The sequence below is a fragment of the Pseudomonas zanjanensis genome (assembly GCF_014268745.2).
Lineage (GTDB): Bacteria > Pseudomonadota > Gammaproteobacteria > Pseudomonadales > Pseudomonadaceae > Aquipseudomonas > Aquipseudomonas zanjanensis.
Genome location: NZ_JABWRB020000001.1, coordinates 251141 through 270099 on the forward strand (window position 1 = coordinate 251141; position 18959 = coordinate 270099).

General features: G+C 62.8%; 19 protein-coding genes. 4 read left to right on the top strand and 15 right to left on the bottom strand.

The features are described 5' to 3' along the window. Positions 1 to 7 precede the first annotated feature (7 nt). Entirely contained in the window at positions 8 to 217 is a 210-nt protein-coding gene (locus tag HU715_RS01205; RefSeq protein WP_002554837.1) for a cold-shock protein, read from the bottom strand. A gap of 354 nt (positions 218 to 571) precedes the next feature. Between HU715_RS01205 and dcd the strand changes: the two genes are divergently transcribed. Together dcd and HU715_RS01215 are read left to right on the top strand one after the other, a co-directional pair. Beyond that, positions 572 to 1138 carry a dCTP deaminase gene (dcd, locus tag HU715_RS01210; protein WP_003184751.1) on the top strand — a complete coding sequence of 189 codons (567 nt, stop codon included), beginning with the start codon at positions 572 to 574 and terminating at the stop codon, positions 1136 to 1138. Between the two features lie 104 nt (positions 1139 to 1242). Then, positions 1243 to 1449, top strand: coding sequence for a hypothetical protein (locus HU715_RS01215; RefSeq protein ID WP_041022879.1), 207 nt, complete (start codon positions 1243 to 1245; stop codon positions 1447 to 1449). 83 nt (positions 1450 to 1532) lie between these two features. On the opposite strand, the gene pdeM is transcribed toward HU715_RS01215, so the two are convergent. From pdeM to HU715_RS01265, 10 genes are all read right to left on the bottom strand, one after another. Beyond that, positions 1533 to 2189, bottom strand: coding sequence for a ligase-associated DNA damage response endonuclease PdeM (gene pdeM, locus HU715_RS01220; protein WP_186708401.1), 657 nt, complete (start codon positions 2187 to 2189; stop codon positions 1533 to 1535). Then, complete coding sequence (locus tag HU715_RS01225) at positions 2189 to 4675, bottom strand: ligase-associated DNA damage response DEXH box helicase (protein ID WP_186708403.1); 2487 nt, start codon at positions 4673 to 4675, stop codon at positions 2189 to 2191. The genes pdeM and HU715_RS01225 overlap by 1 nt, the downstream gene beginning before the upstream one ends. Before the next feature lie 460 nt (positions 4676 to 5135). After that, positions 5136 to 5900 (bottom strand): ABC transporter ATP-binding protein, encoded by a 765-nt coding sequence (locus HU715_RS01230; protein ID WP_186708405.1) that lies wholly within the window; start codon positions 5898 to 5900, stop codon positions 5136 to 5138. Positions 5901 to 5913: 13 nt separating this feature from the next. After that, entirely contained in the window at positions 5914 to 7032 is a 1119-nt protein-coding gene (locus HU715_RS01235; protein WP_186708407.1) for a succinylglutamate desuccinylase/aspartoacylase family protein, read from the bottom strand. A gap of 27 nt (positions 7033 to 7059) precedes the next feature. Beyond that, positions 7060 to 7770, bottom strand: a complete 711-nt coding sequence (locus tag HU715_RS01240; protein WP_053118991.1) for an ABC transporter permease — start codon at positions 7768 to 7770, stop codon at positions 7060 to 7062. Continuing rightward, positions 7767 to 8495 carry an ABC transporter permease gene (locus tag HU715_RS01245; RefSeq protein WP_053118993.1) on the bottom strand — a complete coding sequence of 243 codons (729 nt, stop codon included), beginning with the start codon at positions 8493 to 8495 and terminating at the stop codon, positions 7767 to 7769. Before HU715_RS01245 ends, HU715_RS01240 begins: the two co-directional genes overlap by 4 nt. Positions 8496 to 8552: 57 nt before the next feature. Further along, on the bottom strand, positions 8553 to 9335 hold the full coding sequence (locus tag HU715_RS01250; RefSeq protein WP_186708409.1) for a transporter substrate-binding domain-containing protein: 783 nt from the start codon (positions 9333 to 9335) through the stop codon (positions 8553 to 8555). A gap of 360 nt (positions 9336 to 9695) precedes the next feature. After that, complete coding sequence (locus HU715_RS01255; RefSeq protein WP_186708411.1) at positions 9696 to 11384, bottom strand: ATP-dependent DNA ligase; 1689 nt, start codon at positions 11382 to 11384, stop codon at positions 9696 to 9698. Continuing rightward, on the bottom strand, positions 11381 to 12412 hold the full coding sequence (locus HU715_RS01260; protein ID WP_186708413.1) for a ligase-associated DNA damage response exonuclease: 1032 nt from the start codon (positions 12410 to 12412) through the stop codon (positions 11381 to 11383). The genes HU715_RS01255 and HU715_RS01260 overlap by 4 nt, the downstream gene beginning before the upstream one ends. Before the next feature lie 236 nt (positions 12413 to 12648). Then, entirely contained in the window at positions 12649 to 15105 is a 2457-nt protein-coding gene (locus tag HU715_RS01265) for a penicillin acylase family protein (protein WP_186708415.1), read from the bottom strand. Positions 15106 to 15468: 363 nt separating this feature from the next. Here HU715_RS01265 and HU715_RS01270 point away from each other — a divergent pair, with 363 nt between their 5' ends. Beyond that, positions 15469 to 16026: a cysteine hydrolase family protein gene (locus HU715_RS01270; RefSeq protein WP_186708486.1), complete on the top strand. Its 558-nt coding sequence runs from the start codon at positions 15469 to 15471 to the stop codon at positions 16024 to 16026. A 293-nt stretch (positions 16027 to 16319) separates the two neighbouring features. Here the strand turns inward: HU715_RS01270 and HU715_RS01275 are convergent, their stop codons facing one another. The 4 genes from HU715_RS01275 to HU715_RS01290 form a co-directional block, all read right to left on the bottom strand. Further along, positions 16320 to 16517 carry an SEC-C metal-binding domain-containing protein gene (locus HU715_RS01275; protein WP_186708417.1) on the bottom strand — a complete coding sequence of 66 codons (198 nt, stop codon included), beginning with the start codon at positions 16515 to 16517 and terminating at the stop codon, positions 16320 to 16322. Positions 16518 to 16522: 5 nt separating this feature from the next. Further along, positions 16523 to 17008: an LEA/WHy family protein gene (locus HU715_RS01280; RefSeq protein ID WP_186708419.1), complete on the bottom strand. Its 486-nt coding sequence runs from the start codon at positions 17006 to 17008 to the stop codon at positions 16523 to 16525. Positions 17009 to 17079: 71 nt separating this feature from the next. Further along, a complete protein-coding gene (locus HU715_RS01285) occupies positions 17080 to 17568 on the bottom strand; it encodes a YchJ family protein (RefSeq protein WP_186708421.1) in 489 nt (162 codons plus the stop codon). A gap of 2 nt (positions 17569 to 17570) precedes the next feature. Beyond that, the gene (locus HU715_RS01290; protein WP_186708423.1) at positions 17571 to 18068 is read right to left on the bottom strand and encodes a DUF6231 family protein; all 498 of its coding nucleotides are present in this window, start codon (positions 18066 to 18068) and stop codon (positions 17571 to 17573) included. Between the two features lie 191 nt (positions 18069 to 18259). Between HU715_RS01290 and HU715_RS01295 the strand changes: the two genes are divergently transcribed. Beyond that, entirely contained in the window at positions 18260 to 18955 is a 696-nt protein-coding gene (locus tag HU715_RS01295; protein WP_186708425.1) for a PA1041 family peptidoglycan-binding anchor lipoprotein, read from the top strand. Positions 18956 to 18959 lie beyond the last annotated feature (4 nt).

Consider the following 18959-nt stretch of genomic DNA (forward strand, 5'->3'; position numbering starts at 1 on the left):
GGACAAGTTAGATAACTTGAACTTCTTCAGCTTGCATGCCTTTCTGACCGCGGGTAGCGATGAAAGAAACCTGTTGGCCTTCTTTCAGGCTTTTGAAGCCGTCGGATTGGATAGCTTTGAAGTGAACGAACAGGTCGTCACCGGATTGTGGGGTGATGAAGCCGAAGCCTTTTTCATCGTTGAACCACTTAACGGTACCGGTTTGGCGATTAGACATGGTGTAACTCCTTGAACAAAGATAACTGCGACTCAGGAAGAACCCTGGCCGAGACTGAGTGCAAAGAGCAGGAAAAATTCTTGTAGATGGTTGGATCGAAATTCAACATATCGTGTAGAGATTCTCAGTGACACAAGCAACACAGTGGCGCCACCTTAACCCTTTTTCCAGAATGTGCCAATGGTCTTTGCGAAGGTTTCTCTTATTTGGTGACTGACGGCGCGGGCGATGGCCGGCAGGACCCGGAAATCAAGGTGGATCGGCGAGATTTGCGTGACGCGCTTTGAACCCTGCCCCGCGCCCCGGTAAGATGCCGGACGTATTTTTTCCACCTCGCTATTTCAGGAAACCGCCATGAGCATCAAATCGGACAAGTGGATTCGCCGCATGGCGCAAGAGCACGGCATGATCGAGCCCTTCGTCGAGCGCCAGATGCGTGGCGAAGGCGCCGACCGGCTGATCTCCTTCGGCGTCTCCAGCTACGGCTACGACGTGCGCTGCGCCGATGAATTCAAGGTGTTCACCAACATCAACTCGGCCACGGTCGACCCGAAGAACTTCGACGAGAAGAGCTTCGTCGACGTCAAGAGCGACGTGTGCATCATCCCGCCGAACTCCTTCGCCCTGGCCCGCACCGTCGAGTACTTCCGCATTCCGCGCAATGTGCTGACCATTTGCCTGGGCAAGAGCACCTACGCCCGTTGCGGCATCATCGTCAACGTCACGCCGCTGGAACCCGAGTGGGAAGGCCACGTGACCCTGGAGTTCTCCAACACCACGACCCTGCCGGCAAAAATCTACGCCAACGAAGGCGTGGCGCAAATGCTGTTCCTTGAGTCCGACGAAGAATGCGAAGTGTCCTACAAGGACCGTGGCGGCAAGTACCAGGGACAGCGCGGCGTGACCCTGCCGCGTACCTGAATCTGACGAGCTGTTGGAATTCCTGGGCGGGCAGGCACTCTATGGGGTGTACTGCCCGTTTTTTTTTGCGTCAGCGCAGCGGGCCCTCGCTCAGGAGTTGCTCTATGAAGATCGATCCGCGAATCAGTGCCGAACTGGCAAGGCTTGAGCCCAATCAGATCGGCGTCATGGCTTGGTCATTGCTGGCCCATCCTGCCGAAGCGGCGGGCGGCATCCCCGGCCAGCCCGATCCCGACACGCCTAACGAACAGCCTACCGAACCTGGCGAACCCACCCTGCCGGACGAGCCGCCTCCTGCGCCGGTGGCATGAAATCAGCTGCAAGTTACAAGCTGCAAGCTGCAAGTTGGCGCATGTAGCTTGGCTTGAAGCTTGAAGCTTGAAGCTTGAAGCTTTCAGCTCACAGGCCATATTTCGTTATCGCCAATGACAAAAATCCTGCAATCGCTGTCCTGATCGACCCGATAGCCGCCCGTGAACGCACCGAAGGCCGGTAGCAGGCTGATCTCGCTACCCAGGCGGAAACAGGCCAGGCGCAGCCGTTGTCGGCCCTTGCCACTCAGGTGATAGACCGGGTGTACGTGACCGGCCAGCACATGGCGGCTGGCGTGCGGGGTGGGCTCGTGTTGCACGGCGAACGGGCCCAGCAGCAGCGGCTCCGGTACGACGCGAATATTCAGCTCCGGCGGTGGGTCGCCGGCGCGCTTGTCATGGTTGCCGCGAATCAGCGTCATGGCCAGGTGCGAATATCGCGCACGCCAATCGGAAAGGGCCTTCAGGGTGCCGGGCGCGTGAGAACCCGGGCCGTGGAGAAAATCCCCGAGAAAAATCAGCTGTCGACACGCCAGGCTGGCCAGTAACCCATCCAGCACCGCGATGTTGCTGGCGGTGGTGCCGTGGGGCACCGGTTGCCCGAGGCTGCGATAGGCGGCGGCCTTGCCAAAATGAACGTCGGCCACCATCAAGGTTTCCTGGGCGGGCCAGTACAGGGCTTTTTCCGGGAGCAGCCAGAGTTCTTCCCCAGCGAGGTTGACGGGATAAGGCGCAGGCATCAGGCGTCACCGCGATCGGCGGTCTTTTCCAACTCGTTGACCATCCGCCGGATGCGGTCGGCGAGTTTTTCCGAACTCATGCTTTCCCGGAACCGCTCCACCAGCAGCGGGAAGCCGAGCGGGGTGGGGCGCTTGATCCTGTGCAGGTCCAGCTTCAAGGTATTGAGGCGTTGCAAAGTCTGCTCCAAACGATTGATATCCAATTCCTCACGCAAGACTTCCTCCCCGGCCTGGGCCAGCAAGAGATTGTCGGCGTCGTATTGCTTGAACACTTGGAAGAACAAGCCACTGGAGGCCTGGACTTGCCGGGTGCTTTTTGGCGCACCGGGATAGCCGGCGAAGACCAGCCCGGCGATCCGGGCGATTTCTCGAAAGCGCCTGAGGGCCAGTTCCCCAGCGTTCAAGCTGGCGAGCACGTCGGCCAGCAGGTGATCGACGCTCAGCAGGCCCGGGGTCAGGACGTGCGACCAATCCACCGCCGTGGCGCTGAGCAGTTCCAGGCCGTAGTCGTTGACCGCAATGGAAAACGTCACCGGCTGTTGCCGACTGACGCGCCAGGCCAGCAGGCTGGCCAGGCCCAGATGAACCTGGCGCCCGGCAAACGGGTAGAGAAACAAGTGCCAGCCTTCCCGGGACTTGAGGGATTCGGCCAGCAGGGTGTGTTGCGTGGGCAAACCGGACCAGCGTTCCTGCGTCGTCAGCAAGGGCTGCACGGCCTGCATCTCCGGCCCCTCGAAGCGGCCGGCGGCGGCTTCGCTCAAACGGGCCACGACAGCGGCCGCCAATTCGCTGGAGAGTGGCATGCGCCCGCCGTTCCAGCGCGGCACGGCGGCCTTTTTGGCCTGGCTGCGCCGCACGTAGGCGGTCATGTCTTCGACCCGGACCAATTCCAGCAGCCGCCCGGCGAACAGGAAACCGTCACCGGGGCGCAGGCGAGCGATGAAACCTTCCTCGACGCTGCCCAGGGTCTTGCCGCCGCCGCCCTTGCTCCAGAATTTCAATTGCAGGCTGGCATCGCTGACGATGGTGCCAATGCTCATGCGGTGGCGCCGGGCCAGGCGCGCATCGGGGACTCGCCAGATCCCGTGTTCGTCCGGCTCGACCCGTCGGTAATCGGGGTAGGCGGTCAGTGACAAACCGCCATGGCGTACAAAGGCCAGGGCCCAGGCCCATTCGGCCGGGTTGAGGTCGCGATAGGCCCAGGCCCCCCGCACCTCCGCGAACAGTTCGTCGGGAACGAAGCCGCCGCCCAGGGCCATGCTCACCAAATGCTGCACCAGGACATCCAGCGGTTTGTGGGGTGACAGGCGAGGTTCGATGCGCCGTTGGGCCACCGCGTCCTGGGCGGCAGCGGCTTCGATCAATTCCAGGCTGTGGGTCGGCACCAGCGTCACCCGTGAAGTCCGCCCCGGTGCGTGGCCGGAGCGCCCGGCCCGCTGCATCAGCCGCGCCACACCCTTGGCCGAGCCGATCTGCAGCACCCGTTCCACCGGCAGGAAATCCACCCCCAGGTCCAGGCTCGACGTGCAGACCACCGCTTTGAGCTGGCCGTCCTTCAACGCACGCTCCACCCAATCCCGGGTGTCGCGGGACAGCGAGCTATGGTGCAGGGCGATCAGCCCGGCCCAGTCGGGCCTTGCTTCGAGGATGGCCTGATACCAGATTTCCGATTGCGCCCGGGTATTGGTGAAGACCAGGCAACTGCGACTGGCGTCGATTTCGGCGACGACCTTGGGCAGCATCTTCAGGCCGATGTGCCCAGCCCATGGGAAACGTTCGAGGGCCGGAGGCAGCAGCGTGTTGACCTGCAGCGCCTTGCCGTTGGCGCCCTGAACGCTGGCGCCGTTGCCTTGCGGGATCAACACCTGCTCGGCGTGGGCCTGGTTGCCCAGGGTTGCGGACACGCCCCAAACGATGAGTTCGGGGTGCCAGTGCCGCAAGCGGGCCAGGGCCAGTTGCAGTTGCACGCCCCGTTTGTTGCCGAGCAACTCGTGCCATTCATCCACGACCACCATGCGCAGGGTCGAGACGGCAGCGTGCGCGTCGGCTCGGGCGAGCATCAGGGTCAGGCTTTCGGGCGTGGTGATCAGCGCGGTGGGCAGGCGCCGGCCCTGGCGGGCGCGTTCACTGGGGCTCGTGTCGCCGGTGCGCAGGCCGACACTCCACGGCAGTTGCAGGTCTGCCAGGGGCGCTTCAAGGGCTTTGCCGGTGTCGGCCGCCAAAGCGCGCATCGGTGTGATCCACAGGACTGTCAGCGGTTCGGCTGGCGGCTTGCGTTTGCGCGGTTTGTCCGGCGGCGGTGTCGAGCGGGCGAAGCGGTTGAGGGCGGCAAACCACACGGCGTAGGTCTTGCCGGCACCGGTGCTGGCATGCAACAGCCCGGACTCCCCACGCTTGACCGCGGCCCATACTTGCTTTTGAAAGGCGAATGGCTTCCAGCCGCGGGCATCGAACCACTGTTTCGCGAAATTGTTGGATGTCGCCATGCCTGCCGCGTGCGCCCTGAAGGTCCTCTTCCAGTGACCACGGCGAGATGCGAAAGGTTTTATCCAGGACATCGGGGCAAGCGTGCTTCTGTGGCGAGGGAGCTTGCTCCCGCTGGAGGCGCAGCCTGCCTCCTGCAGTACGTCTTCCAGATGCAGGGGGCCGCTTCGCAGCCCAGCGGGAGCAAGCTCCCTCGCCACAAAAGCAGCGCCTGGCGCCGAATGCCAGTCAGTTAAGCAGCAAACCTGTGGGAGCAAAGCTTGCTCGGGAGATGAAAGGTTTTATGCAGGACATCGTGGCGAGCGCGCTTCTGTGGCGAGGGAGCTTGCTCCCGCTGGAGGCGCAGCCTGCCTCCTGCAGTGCGTCTTCCAGATGCAGGGGGCCGCTTCGCAGCCCAGCGGGAGCAAGCTCCCTCGCCACAAAAGCAGCGCCTGGCGCCTCCTTTTAAGGGGAGGCCGAGGTTTATTTCAGGTTGCCACTGAGAAATTGCTTGAGCCGTTCGCTGGTGGGATTGCCCAGCACGTCTTCCGGTGCGCCTTCCTCTTCCACCAGGCCCTGGTGCAGGAACAGCACCTGGTTCGAGACCTTGCGGGCGAAGCTCATTTCGTGGGTCACCATGATCATGGTCCGGCCTTCTTCAGCCAGGCCCTGGATCACTTTCAGCACTTCGCCCACCAACTCCGGGTCCAGTGCCGAGGTGGGTTCGTCGAACAGCATCACCTCCGGCTCCATTGCCAGCGCACGGGCAATGGCCACCCGCTGTTGCTGGCCGCCGGAGAGGAACGCCGGGTACTGCTCGGCGACCCGCGCCGGCAGGCCGACCTTGTCGAGGTAACGTCGGGCACGGTCGTCGGCTTCCTGCTTGCTCACCCCCAGCACCCGGCGCGGCGCCATGGTGATGTTTTCCAGCACGGTCATGTGGCTCCACAGGTTGAAGTGCTGGAACACCATGGCCAGGCGCGTGCGGATACGTTGCAGTTCGTCGGCGTCGGCCACGTGCATGCCGTGGCGGTCCTTGATCATCTGGATTGACTGACCGTCCAGGGTCATGGCGCCATCGTTGGGTTGTTCCAGGAAGTTGATGCAGCGCAGGAAGGTACTCTTGCCCGAGCCGCTGGCACCGATGAGACTGATGACGTCGCCGGTCTTGGCCTTGAGCGAAACGCCCTTGAGCACTTCATGTTCGCCATAGCTTTTATGCAGGCCTTCGATGGTCAGTTTGTACATGGAGCATGCATCCTCAAGGCGAAAGTAGGTAGCCGCTGCGGTAGGCCTCGGTGCCGGCGACATGGGCAATCACCATGCCGGCCGTGGCCATGCGGCGCAGCGAACGGGCGTACAGCAGCCCGGCGTTACGGCAATGAACGGGGGTGACGGTATCGTTGACCGGGTCGATGATTTCCGCGATCAGTTGCCCCGCCTCCAGGTATTCGCCGGGCAAGGCGCTGTAGACCAGCAACCCGCCCACGGGCGTCGCCACCGGCTCGACCGCGGCCAGCGGCGTGGCCGGGTAGGGCAGTTCGGGCATGGGCATCGGTTCGCCGTCGATGGCGCCGAAGCGGATCAAGTACTCGATCAAGGCCTGGCAGTCGAGGCTCGCCAAGCCGTGATTGACGTCGCCCTGGCCGCGCAACTCCACGGTGACCGAAAAACTGCCCAAGGGAATCTCGAAGCGGTCGCCGAAGCGTTCCTTGAGCTGCCACCAGAGCAGGGTGAAGCACTCATCGAACGACTGGCCACCCGAATCGGTTGCCAGCAGGCTGGCTTCGGCACCGATGTAGCGGGCCAGCGGCTCGACCTGGGGCCAGGCTTCGGGCGTGGTGTAGAGGTGGGCCACGGCTTCGAAGTCGCAATGCAGGTCCAGCACCATGTCGGCGTCGCAAGCCAGTCGCTGCAGGGCCAGGCGCAGGGACTGCAATTGCGTGCCAGGGGTTTGCCGGGCGAGGGCATCGCGCAGGCTGGTGCGGATCAGCATCAGGTTGTGCTGCGGATCGTCGGTGAGCAGGTCCTGGATCTCGTTGCCGATCTCCTCGCTCAGGTCGACGAAGCGGCGGTTGAAGTTCTGCCCGCTCTCGGTTTCGTAGCGGCCCAGGGGCACGTCCATCAGCACTTGTTCAAGGCCGATGGGGTTGGCGACGGGCACCAGCACGATCTCGTGCCGCAGGTGGCCCGACGCCTCGAGCTCGGCCAGGCGTTGCTTGAGGTGCCAGGCGACCAGCATGCCCGGCAGTTCATCGGCGTGCAGGGACGCCTGGATGTAGATTTTGCCGACGGCATTTTCCGGGCCGAAGTGGAAGCTGTGGATCTTGCGCGCTGTCCCCGGTACCGGGGCCAGCAGGTCATGGATCTGATGGCGCATGTGCGTGTGTGTCCTGGAGCAAAAGCCTTAGTGGGTCGGCCCGAGGAAGGCCAGCCATCGGCGTTCGGCGAGGCGGAAGAGGCCTACCAGCGCAAAGGTGACAGTCAGGTAGATCAACGCGGCGATCCCGAACGACTGGAACGTCAGGAACGTCGCCGAGTTGGCATCCCGGGCGACTTTCAGCACGTCTGGAACGGTAGCGGTGAATGCCACGGTCGTCGAGTGCAGCATCAAGATGACTTCGTTGCTGTAGTACGGCAGAGAGCGGCGCAGGGCCGACGGCATGATCACGTAGGCATACAGTTTCCAACCGGTCAGGCCGTAGGCCTTGGCCGCTTCCACTTCGCCATGGTTCATGCTGCGAATCGCCCCGGCGAAAATTTCCGTGGTGTAGGCGCAGGTGTTCAAGGCGAAGGCCAGGATCGTGCAGTTCATCGCATCGCGAAAGAAGCTGTCGAGCATGGGCTGGGCGCGCACCGCCTCGATGCTGTAGATGCCGGTGTAGCAGATCAGCAGTTGGATATAGAGCGGCGTGCCCCGGAACAGGTAGGTGTAGAACTGCACGGGCCAGCGGACGTAGAACTTGGGGGAAACCCGGGCGATGGACAGCGGGATCGACACCACGAAGCCGATCAGCAGCGAGGCGCTGAGCAGCCACAGGGTCATCGCCAGGCCGGTGATGTTGACGCCGTCGCTGTAGAGAAACGGCCGCCAGTATTCTTGCAGGAGTTCGATCATCGCACCGCCTCCCGGGCGCCGGCGGCGTAGCGGCGTTCAAGCCAGCGCAGGATGAAGTTGGACGCGCTGGTGATCAGCAGGTAGATCAATGCCGCCAGCACCAGGAAGTAAAACAGCTGGTAGGTGCTCTTGCCCGCGTCCTGGGCCGCCTTGACCAGGTCGGCCAGGCCGATGATCGACACCAGCGCGGTGGCCTTGAGCATCACCATCCAGTTGTTGCCGATACCCGGCAAGGCAAAGCGCATCATTTGTGGAAAGACAACGTAGCGAAAGCGCTGGCCACGCTTGAGGCCATAGGCCGTGGCGGCTTCGACCTGGCCGCGGGGGACCGCGAGGATCGCGCCGCGAAAGGTTTCGGTGAAGTACGCGCCGTAGATGAAGCCGAGGGTAATCACCCCGGCGCCGAATGGGTTGATCTCGATGTATTCCCATTCCATGAAGTCGGTAAACGAGGTCAGCCAGGTTTGCAGGCTGTAGAAGATCAGCAACATCAGCACCAGGTCCGGCACGCCGCGGATCAGCGTGGTGTAGAGCTGGGCGGGGATTCGCAGCAGTTTGACGCGGGACAGCTTGGCGCTGGCGCCCAGCAGGCCGAGCAGGACGCTCAGCAACAAGGACAGGGCCGACAGCTTGATGGTCATCCAGGTGCCTTGCATCAGCAGCGGGCCAAAGCCCTGCAGGCTGAAGGCCGAAAGCCCCAGACTTTGTAGGAATTGTTCGAACATGGACGTTGCCTTTGGCTGAAAAAAGACGCCCACCCTAGATCGGGTGGGCGCCGCGCATTATTTGCCGCTGTACAGATTCAGGTCGCCAAAGTGTTTTTTCTGGATCTCGGCGTATTTGCCGTCGTCGTGTAACGCTTTGATACCTTTATCCAAAAGGGCCTTCAGCTCTTTGTTACCTTTCTTGATACCGATGGCGGTCTTGGATGGCAGCAGTTCGCTGTCCACTGGCTTGCTGACTTCGTAGCCGTCACCTTTTGGCGACTTCAGGAAACCCAGCTCAGCCTGGAGCATGTCCTGGATCGCGGCGTCGAGGCGGCCCGAGGTCAGGTCGGCGTAGACCTGGTCCTGGTTCTGATAGGCCTGGGTCTTGACGCCGGCCTTGTCCAGCACGGCCTTGGCGTAGGCTTCCTGGATGGTGCCTTGCTCGTAGCCAACGGTCTTGCCTTTGAGCGAGGCAACGTCTTCGCTCAGGCCCGAGCCCTTCTTGAAGACATAGGCCGTTGGGCCGGAGAACAGCTCGCTGGAGAAGTCGATGGCTTTTTCACGGGCCGGGGTCACGGTCATGGAGGAGATCACGCCGTCGAATTTATTGGCCTTCAGGCCCGGGATCATGCCGTCGAAATCGCTTTCGACCCATTTGCATTTGACCTTCAGTTCTTCGCAGATCGCATTGCCCAGGTCGATGTCGAAACCCACCAGGCTGCCGTCGGCGGCCTTGGACTCGAACGGAGCGTAGGACGGGTCGACACCAAAACGCAGTTCCTTGTATTCCTTGGCCGTGGCAACGCCAGCGGCCATGCACAACGCCAGTGCAGAAAGGGTCAGCAGTGCTTTTTTCATTATTGAGTCCCTAAAACCAATTTGAGCGCTTGTGGCGCGTAAGATTGTTACCGGTGAAGGTCTGAACGGTATGACGGCATAAAGGTAGCAATTTCCGCACCATAGTGCCGAACAGGTGTTTTAAAAGCACGGGTGGCGGAAGACGGAACGCGATGGTGCGCGAGGCTGAGCGTACATCAAAAAACGCACCGGGATGGAGCGTGCGTCGTCTCGATTGCGATCTTTGTGGCGAGGGAGCTTGCTCCCGCTGGAGGCGCAGCCTCCCACGCGGTGTGACATACAGAACCAGAGGGCCGCTTCGCGCTGGAGCGCCAGCCCGGCCCAGCGGGAGCAAGCTCCCTCGCCACAGAGGGAGCGGTGTTATTTCAGCAGGTCCTGGAGCGTTGCCAATGTGTCGGCTTCGTCGACGCTCTTGTCCTGGCGCCAGCGCAGCATCCGCGGAAAGCGCACGGCGATCCCGCTCTTGTGGCGCTTGGACAGGGCGATGCCTTCGAAGCCCAGTTCGAACACCAGGGTGGGCGTGACGCTGCTCACCGGGCCGAACTTCTCCACGGTGGTCTTGCGCACGATGCTGTCGACCTGGCGCATCTCGGCATCGGTCAGGCCTGAATAGGCCTTGGCGAACGGCACGAGGGTGCGTTCGCGACTGCCCGGCGGGTTGTCCCACACGGCGAAGGTGTAGTCGCTGTACAGGCTGGCGCGCCGACCGTGGCCGCGCTGGGCGTAGATCAGCACCGCGTCGACGCTGAACGGGTCGATTTTCCATTTCCACCACACGCCCATGTCCTTGGTCCGGCCAACGCCGTACAGCGCGTTGCGGGCCTTGAGCATCATGCCTTCGACACCGAGGCTGCGAGAGGCTTCGCGCTGCCGGGCGAGGTCGAGCCAGTCCTGGCCGGTGACGATGGGTGAGGGCAACAACACCGGGCTGTGGATACGGGCGATCAGCGCCTCCAGTTGTTCGCGCCGCTCGGCTTGGGGGCGGCTGCGCCAGTCCTCGCCTTGCCATTCCAGCAGGTCGTAGGCCATCACCACCACGGGGGCGTCGTCGAGAATTTTCTTGCCCAGGGTCTTGCGCCCGATGCGCTGCTGCAACAGGGCGAAGGGCTGCACTGCCGGTTGCAGCGGTGCGTCGGGGTCGAAGGCGTCCTCGGTGACTGACTGCGGGGCTTTCCAGACCACGATTTCACCATCGATCACCGTGCCGTCAGGCAGCGCCTGGGCCAATGAATGCAATTCCGGAAAACGTTCAGTGACCAAGTCCTCGCCTCGGGACCAGACCCACAAATGGTCGTCGCGCTTGATCACCTGGGCGCGGATCCCATCCCATTTCCACTCCACCTGCCAGTCACTGGCGGGCCCCAGCAACGCGTCGAATTGCGCCACGGGCGCGGACAACCCATGGGCCAGGAAAAACGGATAAGGCTGGCCGCCGCGCTGGGCATGTTCATCGTCGGATTCGGCGGCGATCAGCTTGAGGTAGCTGGCCGCCGTGGGGCGATGGGACAGATCGGTGTAGCCCACCAGTCGCTGGGCCACCCGTTTGCTGTCCAGCCCGGCCATGCTCGCCAGGGCCCGGGTCACCAAGAGCTTGGACACGCCGACGCGGAAACTGCCGGTGATGAGTTTGATGCAGAGCATCAGGCTCGGTCGGTCGAGCTGCGCCCATAGCGCCGGAAGCCGTTCAGCCAGGACTTCAGGCGATTCACCGCGCAACGGCAGCAGTTTCTCCTCGACCCACGGCGCCAGGCCTTCATCGGAGCTGCGGGGCGATTCAGGCAAGACTAACGAAATGGTTTCGGCCAGGTCGCCCACGGCCTGATAACTTTCCTCGAACAGCCAGAGCGACAACCCGCAGACCTGGACCGCCAAATCCCGGAGGATTTTTACCGGCACCAACTGCCGCGGACGCCCACCGGAGAGGAAATACACGGCCCAGGCGGCATCTTCCGGCGGTGCCTTGCTGAAGTAATCTTGCATGGCGGCAAGCTTGGCGTTGCTGGACGTGGTGGCGTCCAGTTCGGCGTACAGCTCGGCGAAGGCTTTCATGACGCCGCCTCGCCGCTGTCGACCGCCGTGGCGAGGTCTTCTTCATCGTCGCCGTACTCCGTGGTGAACCCCTGGGCGTCGAGGCCTTGCTCGCAGAGGTGGCGCACCAACACGGCGACCGACCCGTGGGTGACCATCACCCGCTCGGCGCCGGTCTGTTCAATGGCCCAGAGCAGGCCAGGCCAGTCGGCGTGATCGGACAGCACGAAACCCCGGTCCACGCCGCGTCGCCGACGCGTACCGCGCAGGCGCATCCAACCACTGGCGAAGGCATCGCTGTAGTCGCCGAAGCGGCGCATCCAGCTGCTGCCGCCGGCAGAGGGCGGGGCGATGACCAGCGCCTGGCCCATGATTGGATCGTTCTTTTTGAAATCGCCGGCGTAGAGCGTCGGTGGCAGGTGAACGCCTGCCTCGCGATAGACCCGGTTCAGCGGTTCAACCGCGCCGTGGGCGAGGATCGGTCCGAGGCTTTCATCGATGCCGTGAAGAATCCGCTGGGCCTTGCCGAAGGAATAGCAGAACAACACGCTGGCCCGGCCGGCGGCAATGTTTGCGCGCCACCACTGGTTGATCTCCTCGAAAATCTGCGCCTGGGGTTGCCAACGATAGATCGGCAGGCCGAAGGTCGATTCGGTGATGAAGGTATGGCACTTCACCGGTTCGAACGGCGCGCAGGTGCCGTCAGGCTCGACTTTGTAGTCCCCTGACGCCACCCAGACCTCGCCTTGGTACTCCAGCCGCACCTGGGCCGAGCCCAGGACGTGGCCGGCGGGGTGAAAACTCAAGGTCACGCCGTGGTGTTGCAGGCGTTCGCCGTAGGGCAGGGTTTGCAGGTTGATGTCCTGGCCCAGGCGGGAACGGAGGATGCCTTCGCCGGGTGCCGCCGCCAGGTAGTGTTGGTTGCCGCTGCGGGCATGGTCGCCGTGGGCGTGGGTGATGACCGAGCGTTCCACCGCGCGCCACGGGTCGATGTAGAAATCCCCGGGCGGGCAGTACAAGCCTTCGGGGCGGGCAATGACAAGATCCATGCAGTCACCGGAGCGATGGGCTTGTCAGGTAGAGGCGAGGGCGAGGGGAGAAGTTCTATCGGGTTTTCGGGGTGGATCCACTGAACCCGTGGCGAGGGAGCTTGCTCCCGCTCGGCTGCGCAGCAGTCGTAAACCGGTTGATGCGGTCTGTTTGTAGACATGCAGGGGGCTGCTTCGCAGCCCAGCGGGAGCAAGCTCCCTCGCCACAAATCCTGTCTCCAGGCCCGGGGTTGCAGTTACTTGCCTGGCACCAGGGTCAACCGCGTCTTGCCGTAGGCTCGATCGAAGTTCTGCGATTGCAGCGGCAAATTCTGGTACTGCCCCTTGATCCATGGATCGATGCCATTGGCATAGTGTGGGCTGACCGGGTTGCCGGACTGGCCGGTGCCGTCCTGGATCATCAACGGTTCAGGCTGGCCGAAGTCGACGATAAAGCGCATGGAAGGCGCCAGGGTGGTGGCGAAATCCTGCCCCCAGGCAAACGCCGCCGTGTTGAGCGTGGTGCTGTCTCCGCCGGCCGGCAGCGGGCCACGTACGATCTGGCCGTTGCTGTTTTTCCACGTATAACGATGCAACTGGCCCCACTGCCAAGCCTTGTGGTCACCGCCCAACTGGCTGTCACCGGCACTGATGGTGGCGGCCAGGCTGCGGGCGAGGATGACGGCCTTGTCTTCTTTCTGCGGTGTGCGCACATCGTCCCAGAATGGGCTGTCTTCGCGCCCCAGCAGATGATCGGCCTGGGCCGAGTAGGACAATTGGCCGTTGGCGACCAGCGCCTGCCACGCCGCGCTGCTGTCCGGGCCCAGCTCGTCGAGGAAAATCTGCTTCATGCTTTCCTGCAGGAACAGCCCATAGATCGCCGCGTCGGCGGAGGTCGGGCTGAGCCGGCCATCGAATGCCATCAAGCGGGTATAGGCCTCGCGGGCCTTGGCCCGGTCAGCCACCGGCAGGGCGTCGATCGCTTGTTTGAGCGGCTGGGTCATGCCCGGGGCTTCGAAGACGCGCTTGAGCTTGGCCGCGAACGTCGTGCTCTGGTCGTATTGCATGGCGGTCAGGCTGCGGGTGTCGTGCTTGCCCGCGCTGGCCAATTCGGCCATGCGTTCGCCACGCTCCGGTGCGCCCCAGGAGTTGGACAATTGCATGCCATAACCATGGGGAATGACCCGTTGGTTGGCCGTGCCGAGCCAGCCCTGGGCCGGGTCTTGATCGTAGGGGTGCAACATCGGGTCGGCGTAACCGTCCCAATCGTAGCGACCGTCCCAGCCTGGCGATGGCAACAGGCCTTCGCCTTCGCGGCGGTTCGGGTAGCGACCGGTGACTTGCCAGCCGATATGGCTGGCGTCGGCAAAGACCAGGTTCACCGCCATGGCGCGGATTTCCCGGCTGGCATCTGAGGCTTTCTCGACGTTCTGTGCCCGGGACAGGTCGAAGAAGGCATCCAGGGTCTTGTCGTCGCCGAAGCTGGGGGTCTGCAAGGCCAGGCCAAAGCCGTTGGCCATGGCCGGCCCTTGGGCACTGTTGAGCAACGGGCCGTGGCGGGTTTCGAACACGGCTTCACGAATCGGTCGCTGGCCTTTGATGAAGTAGGTTTCGTTGCGCACGATCACTGGCTGCCATTTGCCGTTGACCTCGTAGGACAGGCTGTTGCCCTGGCGTCGGATTTTTTCCAGGAACAGGTCCTGGTTGTCTCCCAGCACGCTGGTCATGCTCCAGGCCACCTTGCCGTTGAAACCAGCCAGGATCATTGGGATGCCCGCCACGGAAACCCCGGCCGCCTGGTACTTGGGCGCGCGGATCTGTACGGGACTCCACAGCCCCGGCATGCCCAGCGGCCCATGGCTGTCGCTGGCCAACAAGCTCTTGCCGCTGCGGCTGCGGCTGCGTTGCGGCGCGATGGCCCAGTTGCTTGCAGACGCAGCGCCCAACAGATTCAGCCCGGCCAACTGGCCGGTGGCCTTGCTGATTTCGTTCAGGCCTGGGATCTGGCCGTTGAGGCGCAGGCCTTGGAGCTTATCAGCCTCGGCCACGGGCAGTTGCTCGTCCGGATAGGATGGGCTCAGCCAGGCGAGCTTGTCGTTGTTGACGGTCTGGGCCAGCACCAGGCTGGCGACTTCTTCCGGCAGGTTGGCTGACTGGCTGAAATTCAGCAGGCAGAACATCAACGCTGAATCTTCCGGCTTCCAGTATTCGGGCTTGTAGCCAGTGGCGGCCAGGTCCGCCGGCAGTTTGTCGCGGTAGCGGAACAGGTAGGCGTTGACGCCGCGGGCATAGACTTCAAAGAAGCGCTTGAGCCGTGGCGAAGACGCCTTGTACAGCTCGTCGGCGTTTTTCTTCAGGTTGACGGCGCGCATGTAGCGGTCGACGTCCAGCCGTTCGGCGCCGGACATCTCTGCCAACCGCCCCTGGGCCAGCAGGCGCAGGGTGACCATCTGGGTAATGCGGTCGCTGGCGTGGACGTAGCCGAGGGTGAACAGGGCGTCATGGAAGCTGTTGCTTTCGATCAGCGGCATGCCCGTGGCATTGCGCCGGACCGAGACGTTCTGCGCCAGCCCCTTGAGCGGCTGCACGCCGGAAGTCGGCGGGACAGTTTCCTGGGCATTCCAGGTCTGGCATCCGCTCAAACCGAGCACACTGGCCACTGCGGCGGCAACGCCGAGCCGGGGGATAAGGGAAATAGAGGCTGGCGAGGCCATGGCAAAGCTCCTGCGGGAGGGGGTGGCACCGATAAAGGCGCTACGTTAGTGAGCAGGCGGGGGCCGCGCAAGCGGGGGCGAGGGTTATTTGTTGATTTAGCGATGAAAGCCCTGCTGTTCACTCAAGGACGACTGTGAACCCGTGGCGAGGGAGCTTGCTCCCGCTGGGCTGCGCAGCGGCCCCAAAACCATTCGACACGGTGTGCCAGGAAAATACGGCTGGCAGGTTTTTACGATTGCTGCGCAACCGAGCGGGAGCAAGCTCCCTCGCCACAAGTCAGCGTGTTTGCTCGAAGGCTTGCCTGTTGGAAAAGGGGATGCTCAAGTGTGGAACATTCAATGAACGAGCAAGAGAAAACCGGCATGGAGCTACAGCACGACGCGGCGCTGATCCTCATCGATCAACAAAAAGGCATCCTTCACCCCAGGCTCGGCCCTCGCAACAACCCCGAGGCCGAGCTGCGCATGCTGGAGCTACTGGCCTTCTGGCGACACACGGCGCGGCCGGTGATTCACGTTCATCACTTGTCCCGTTCGCCGGACTCGGTGTTCTGGCCGGGGCAGTCGGGGGTGGAGGTCCAGCCGCGGTTCGAGCCGATGGCCGGGGAACGGTTGGTGCAAAAACAGGTGCCGGATGCGTTCAGTGGCACGGGCCTGGAGCAAGACCTGCGCGAAGCCGGCATCGGGCAATTGGTGATCGTCGGTGTGGCGACGCACAACTCGGTGGAGTCCACGGCGCGCACGGCCGGCAACCTGGGGTTCGACACTTGGGTGGCCGAGGACGCCTGCTATACCTTCGACAAGACCGATTACTTCGGCAATCCTCGTTCGGCGGCCGAGGTGCATGCGATGTCCCTGGGCAACTTGCACGGTGAGTATGCGACGGTGGTGGGTGTGGAGCGGATTCTGCAGGCGGGCTGATACATATGCAGTGAATGTGCTGGCCTCATCGCGAGCAGGCTCGCTCCCACATTGATTTTGCGGCAATCATTGGATATCGCTTCACCCGCAATTCCCCTGTGGGAGCGGGCTTGCTCGCGAAGAGGGCGTGTCAGGTTAATCACTGCCAACTGACCCACCGCATTCGCGAGCAAGCCCGCTCCCACATTGATTCTGCGGCGATCATTGGATATCGCCTCACCGTAAATCCAGTGTGGGAGCGAGCCTGCTCGCGATAGCGATTTAACAGGCGAAGATTATCTCCGCCCAGCCCCTCAAGCCCCGTGGCATTTCTTGAATTTCTTGCCATTGCCACACGGGCAAGGGTCGTTGCGACCGACATCCTTCAGGGCGTTGCGTACTGGCTCCTGGTGGGCGTGGCCGCAGTTCGGGCCGTGGACGTGGTCATGATTGTGGTGATGGTCGTGATCGTGGTTGCAATCAGGGCCGTGAACGTGGGGTTGCTGGGTCATCGGGGTTACTCCGCAATTAAATCGGCGGCGATTATCACGCCATTGCGCTCAAGGTGCACGTAGTGGGCGATGAATAATCCGGTTTCCAGCTCACCTTCCAGACGATAGGGGATCTGTTCCCGGGGTTTCTCCAGCAGCTTCACCACTTCCCGCACCTGGGGCCACAGGTTGGTGCGCACCGGCACCTTGAAGTAGGCGCTGTGCCTGGGGCGCACGGTGAACCAGTGTTCATGCTCACCTTCGGTCAGCAACAGCTCGCCCAAGTGGACACGGTAGGTCAGGCCACGAACGGTCAGGTCGCTGTCGCCGGGGTTGTCGACGCGAAAGTGCAGCATGAACCGCTGTTCCACCAGCCGGGCCCGGATCACCTCGACCTTGACCAGGTGCACCTGGGGCTCAGGGGCTTCATCACCTTGCCAGGAGGCACAGCCGCCGAACCCGAAGAACAGCAGCAGGCAGGTGACGCGCAGCAAGAAGGATGGAAGGGTCATGTCCGTGCCTCTGGTTTATCCCCAGTCTAGCCCTATGGGCCGATGGACGAGCGTCGGACGTTTCCGAAAAATCAGCGGTTGAAGTAACCGGCGCAGCATTTCTTGAATTTGTACCCGCTGCCGCACGGACAATCGTCGTTGCGTCCCGTCTTCACCGGCACGGTCGGGTCGATGAAGTACCAGCGCCCGTCGTTCTGCACAAACGAGGACTGCTCCCGGTGGCTATGCTCGCCCTGGCCATCGTGCCAGCGCGCCGTGAACGTGACGAAGGCGTGTTCCGGTTTACCGCCGAACACTTCGCTGCTTTCCACCTCCAGCCCCAACCAGGTGCTGTTGGCGCTCCACTCGCTGATCGACTGGCGATCGAGGCCTTGCTGCTGGGCGGGCAGGGTGGTGGCGACCAGATAATCCACCAGGCCCAGCACATAGGCGCTATAGCGCGAACGCATCAAGGCTTCGGCGCAGGGCGCCGGGTGACCGTCGTGATAGTGGCCGCAGCAGGCGTCCAGTGAATTGCCACTGCCGCAAGGGCAAATGGGTGATTGGGAGCTTGTGTTCACGGTTACCACCAATATTTTCCGAAGTTTTCCGGGTTGGCCCAGAAACGTGAGTTGAGCCAGTCGGGGACTTGTTTGTATTCAAGCAGATCGTAGGTGAACAGGGTCAGCACCTGATCGTCACGCTGGAATCGCTCACTGGCTTGCAGGGCCAGGGAGAAAAAGTCCGTCTCTTGCCAGCCGCAGGCAGTGAGGTCGGCCAGCACGGCGATGCGGCTGGCGTTGAGATTGCGGATGCCGCCCAGCAGGTTCAGGCCCTCGCGCTTGGGCAAATGCTCCAGGCAATCGAGTGCCAGGGCCAGGTCAAAACGGCGCGCCGCCACGTCCGCCGGCAGCGCGCCGGGGCCGGCGTGGACCACTTCGGTGTCGGGGTGGGCCTGCTGGAAGGCTTCGAGTGCGGGGAAGCCGCTGGCACCGATCAGCAGCAGGGTTTGCGGGGCATAACGGTCAAGCACGGCCGCCAGGGCTTGCTGGGGCGTACGCGAAGAAATGGCAACGGTCATCGAAGTTCCTCAGTCAGAACCACCACGATAGCCTGCCCGGACATCATGGCCTAGAGCGGTTTGTCCCGGAATGTGCGCAAACGTCGTAAACACGGGGCGAAAACCCGCGATTGCTCAGGCTGGCGTAGATTCGAAGTCGGGTCTTTACTCCCCTGAATCGGCGCCAAGCCGATCCCTCAAGGAGAAACCCGATGAGCATAGTTCGGACAGCGTTACCCCTGGTTCTGCTAACCAGTGTGTTGACTGGTTGCGCAGGTTTGCAGAAAACCGACTGGCCGACCTGTGCGGCCGTCGGCGGAGCGATCGGCGCCGGATTGGGCGCCATAGAAAGCACTTCCTGGGCTGGCGGCGGCGCGTTGTATGTTGGCGGCATGGCGGCAGCTTATTGCTGGGTCAAGGGCGACGGCGACGAAGACGGCGATGGCGTGCCGGACAGCCGTGACAAATGCCCGGGCACACCGAAGGGCGTGCAGGTCGATGCCGACGGTTGCCCGCCGCCCGCACCGGCGCCGGTGGTCGAAGAAGCGGTCGTGGTCAAGGAAGAAACCATCGTGATCCGCGATGTGCACTTTGAATTCAACAAAGCCACGCTGACCCCAGCCGACAAGGATGTACTGAGCACGGTCGCCACCCGCCTGAAGCAGGAAACGTCCACCGCGCAACTGAGTGTCACCGGCCACACCGACAGCGTTGGCAGCGATGCGTACAACCAGAAACTGTCGCAGCGGCGAGCCGATTCGGTGGTGAAATACCTGGTCGAAAACGGCGTGCCGCAGTCCAGTTTTGTCTCGGTGTCCGGCGCCGGTGAGAGCCAGCCGGTGGCCGATAACAAGACCGCCGACGGCCGTGCGATGAACCGCCGCACGGAGATCAAGATAAACCGTTGAAACC

Bases quoted from the DNA above. Each gene is read 5' to 3' on its own strand.
- HU715_RS01205 (WP_002554837.1), bottom strand. From the start codon at position 217: ATGTCTAATCGCCAAACCGGTACCGTTAAGTGGTTCAACGATGAAAAA.
- dcd (WP_003184751.1), top strand. From the start codon at position 572: ATGAGCATCAAATCGGACAAGTGGATTCGCCGCATGGCGCAAGAGCAC.
- HU715_RS01215 (WP_041022879.1), top strand. From the start codon at position 1,243: ATGAAGATCGATCCGCGAATCAGTGCCGAACTGGCAAGGCTTGAGCCC.
- pdeM (WP_186708401.1), bottom strand. From the start codon at position 2,189: ATGCCTGCGCCTTATCCCGTCAACCTCGCTGGGGAAGAACTCTGGCTG.
- HU715_RS01225 (WP_186708403.1), bottom strand. From the start codon at position 4,675: ATGGCGACATCCAACAATTTCGCGAAACAGTGGTTCGATGCCCGCGGC.
- HU715_RS01230 (WP_186708405.1), bottom strand. From the start codon at position 5,900: ATGTACAAACTGACCATCGAAGGCCTGCATAAAAGCTATGGCGAACAT.
- HU715_RS01235 (WP_186708407.1), bottom strand. From the start codon at position 7,032: ATGCGCCATCAGATCCATGACCTGCTGGCCCCGGTACCGGGGACAGCG.
- HU715_RS01240 (WP_053118991.1), bottom strand. From the start codon at position 7,770: ATGATCGAACTCCTGCAAGAATACTGGCGGCCGTTTCTCTACAGCGAC.
- HU715_RS01245 (WP_053118993.1), bottom strand. From the start codon at position 8,495: ATGTTCGAACAATTCCTACAAAGTCTGGGGCTTTCGGCCTTCAGCCTG.
- HU715_RS01250 (WP_186708409.1), bottom strand. From the start codon at position 9,335: ATGAAAAAAGCACTGCTGACCCTTTCTGCACTGGCGTTGTGCATGGCC.
- HU715_RS01255 (WP_186708411.1), bottom strand. From the start codon at position 11,384: ATGAAAGCCTTCGCCGAGCTGTACGCCGAACTGGACGCCACCACGTCC.
- HU715_RS01260 (WP_186708413.1), bottom strand. From the start codon at position 12,412: ATGGATCTTGTCATTGCCCGCCCCGAAGGCTTGTACTGCCCGCCCGGG.
- HU715_RS01265 (WP_186708415.1), bottom strand. From the start codon at position 15,105: ATGGCCTCGCCAGCCTCTATTTCCCTTATCCCCCGGCTCGGCGTTGCC.
- HU715_RS01270 (WP_186708486.1), top strand. From the start codon at position 15,469: ATGGAGCTACAGCACGACGCGGCGCTGATCCTCATCGATCAACAAAAA.
- HU715_RS01275 (WP_186708417.1), bottom strand. From the start codon at position 16,517: ATGACCCAGCAACCCCACGTTCACGGCCCTGATTGCAACCACGATCAC.
- HU715_RS01280 (WP_186708419.1), bottom strand. From the start codon at position 17,008: ATGACCCTTCCATCCTTCTTGCTGCGCGTCACCTGCCTGCTGCTGTTC.
- HU715_RS01290 (WP_186708423.1), bottom strand. From the start codon at position 18,068: ATGACCGTTGCCATTTCTTCGCGTACGCCCCAGCAAGCCCTGGCGGCC.
- HU715_RS01295 (WP_186708425.1), top strand. From the start codon at position 18,260: ATGAGCATAGTTCGGACAGCGTTACCCCTGGTTCTGCTAACCAGTGTG.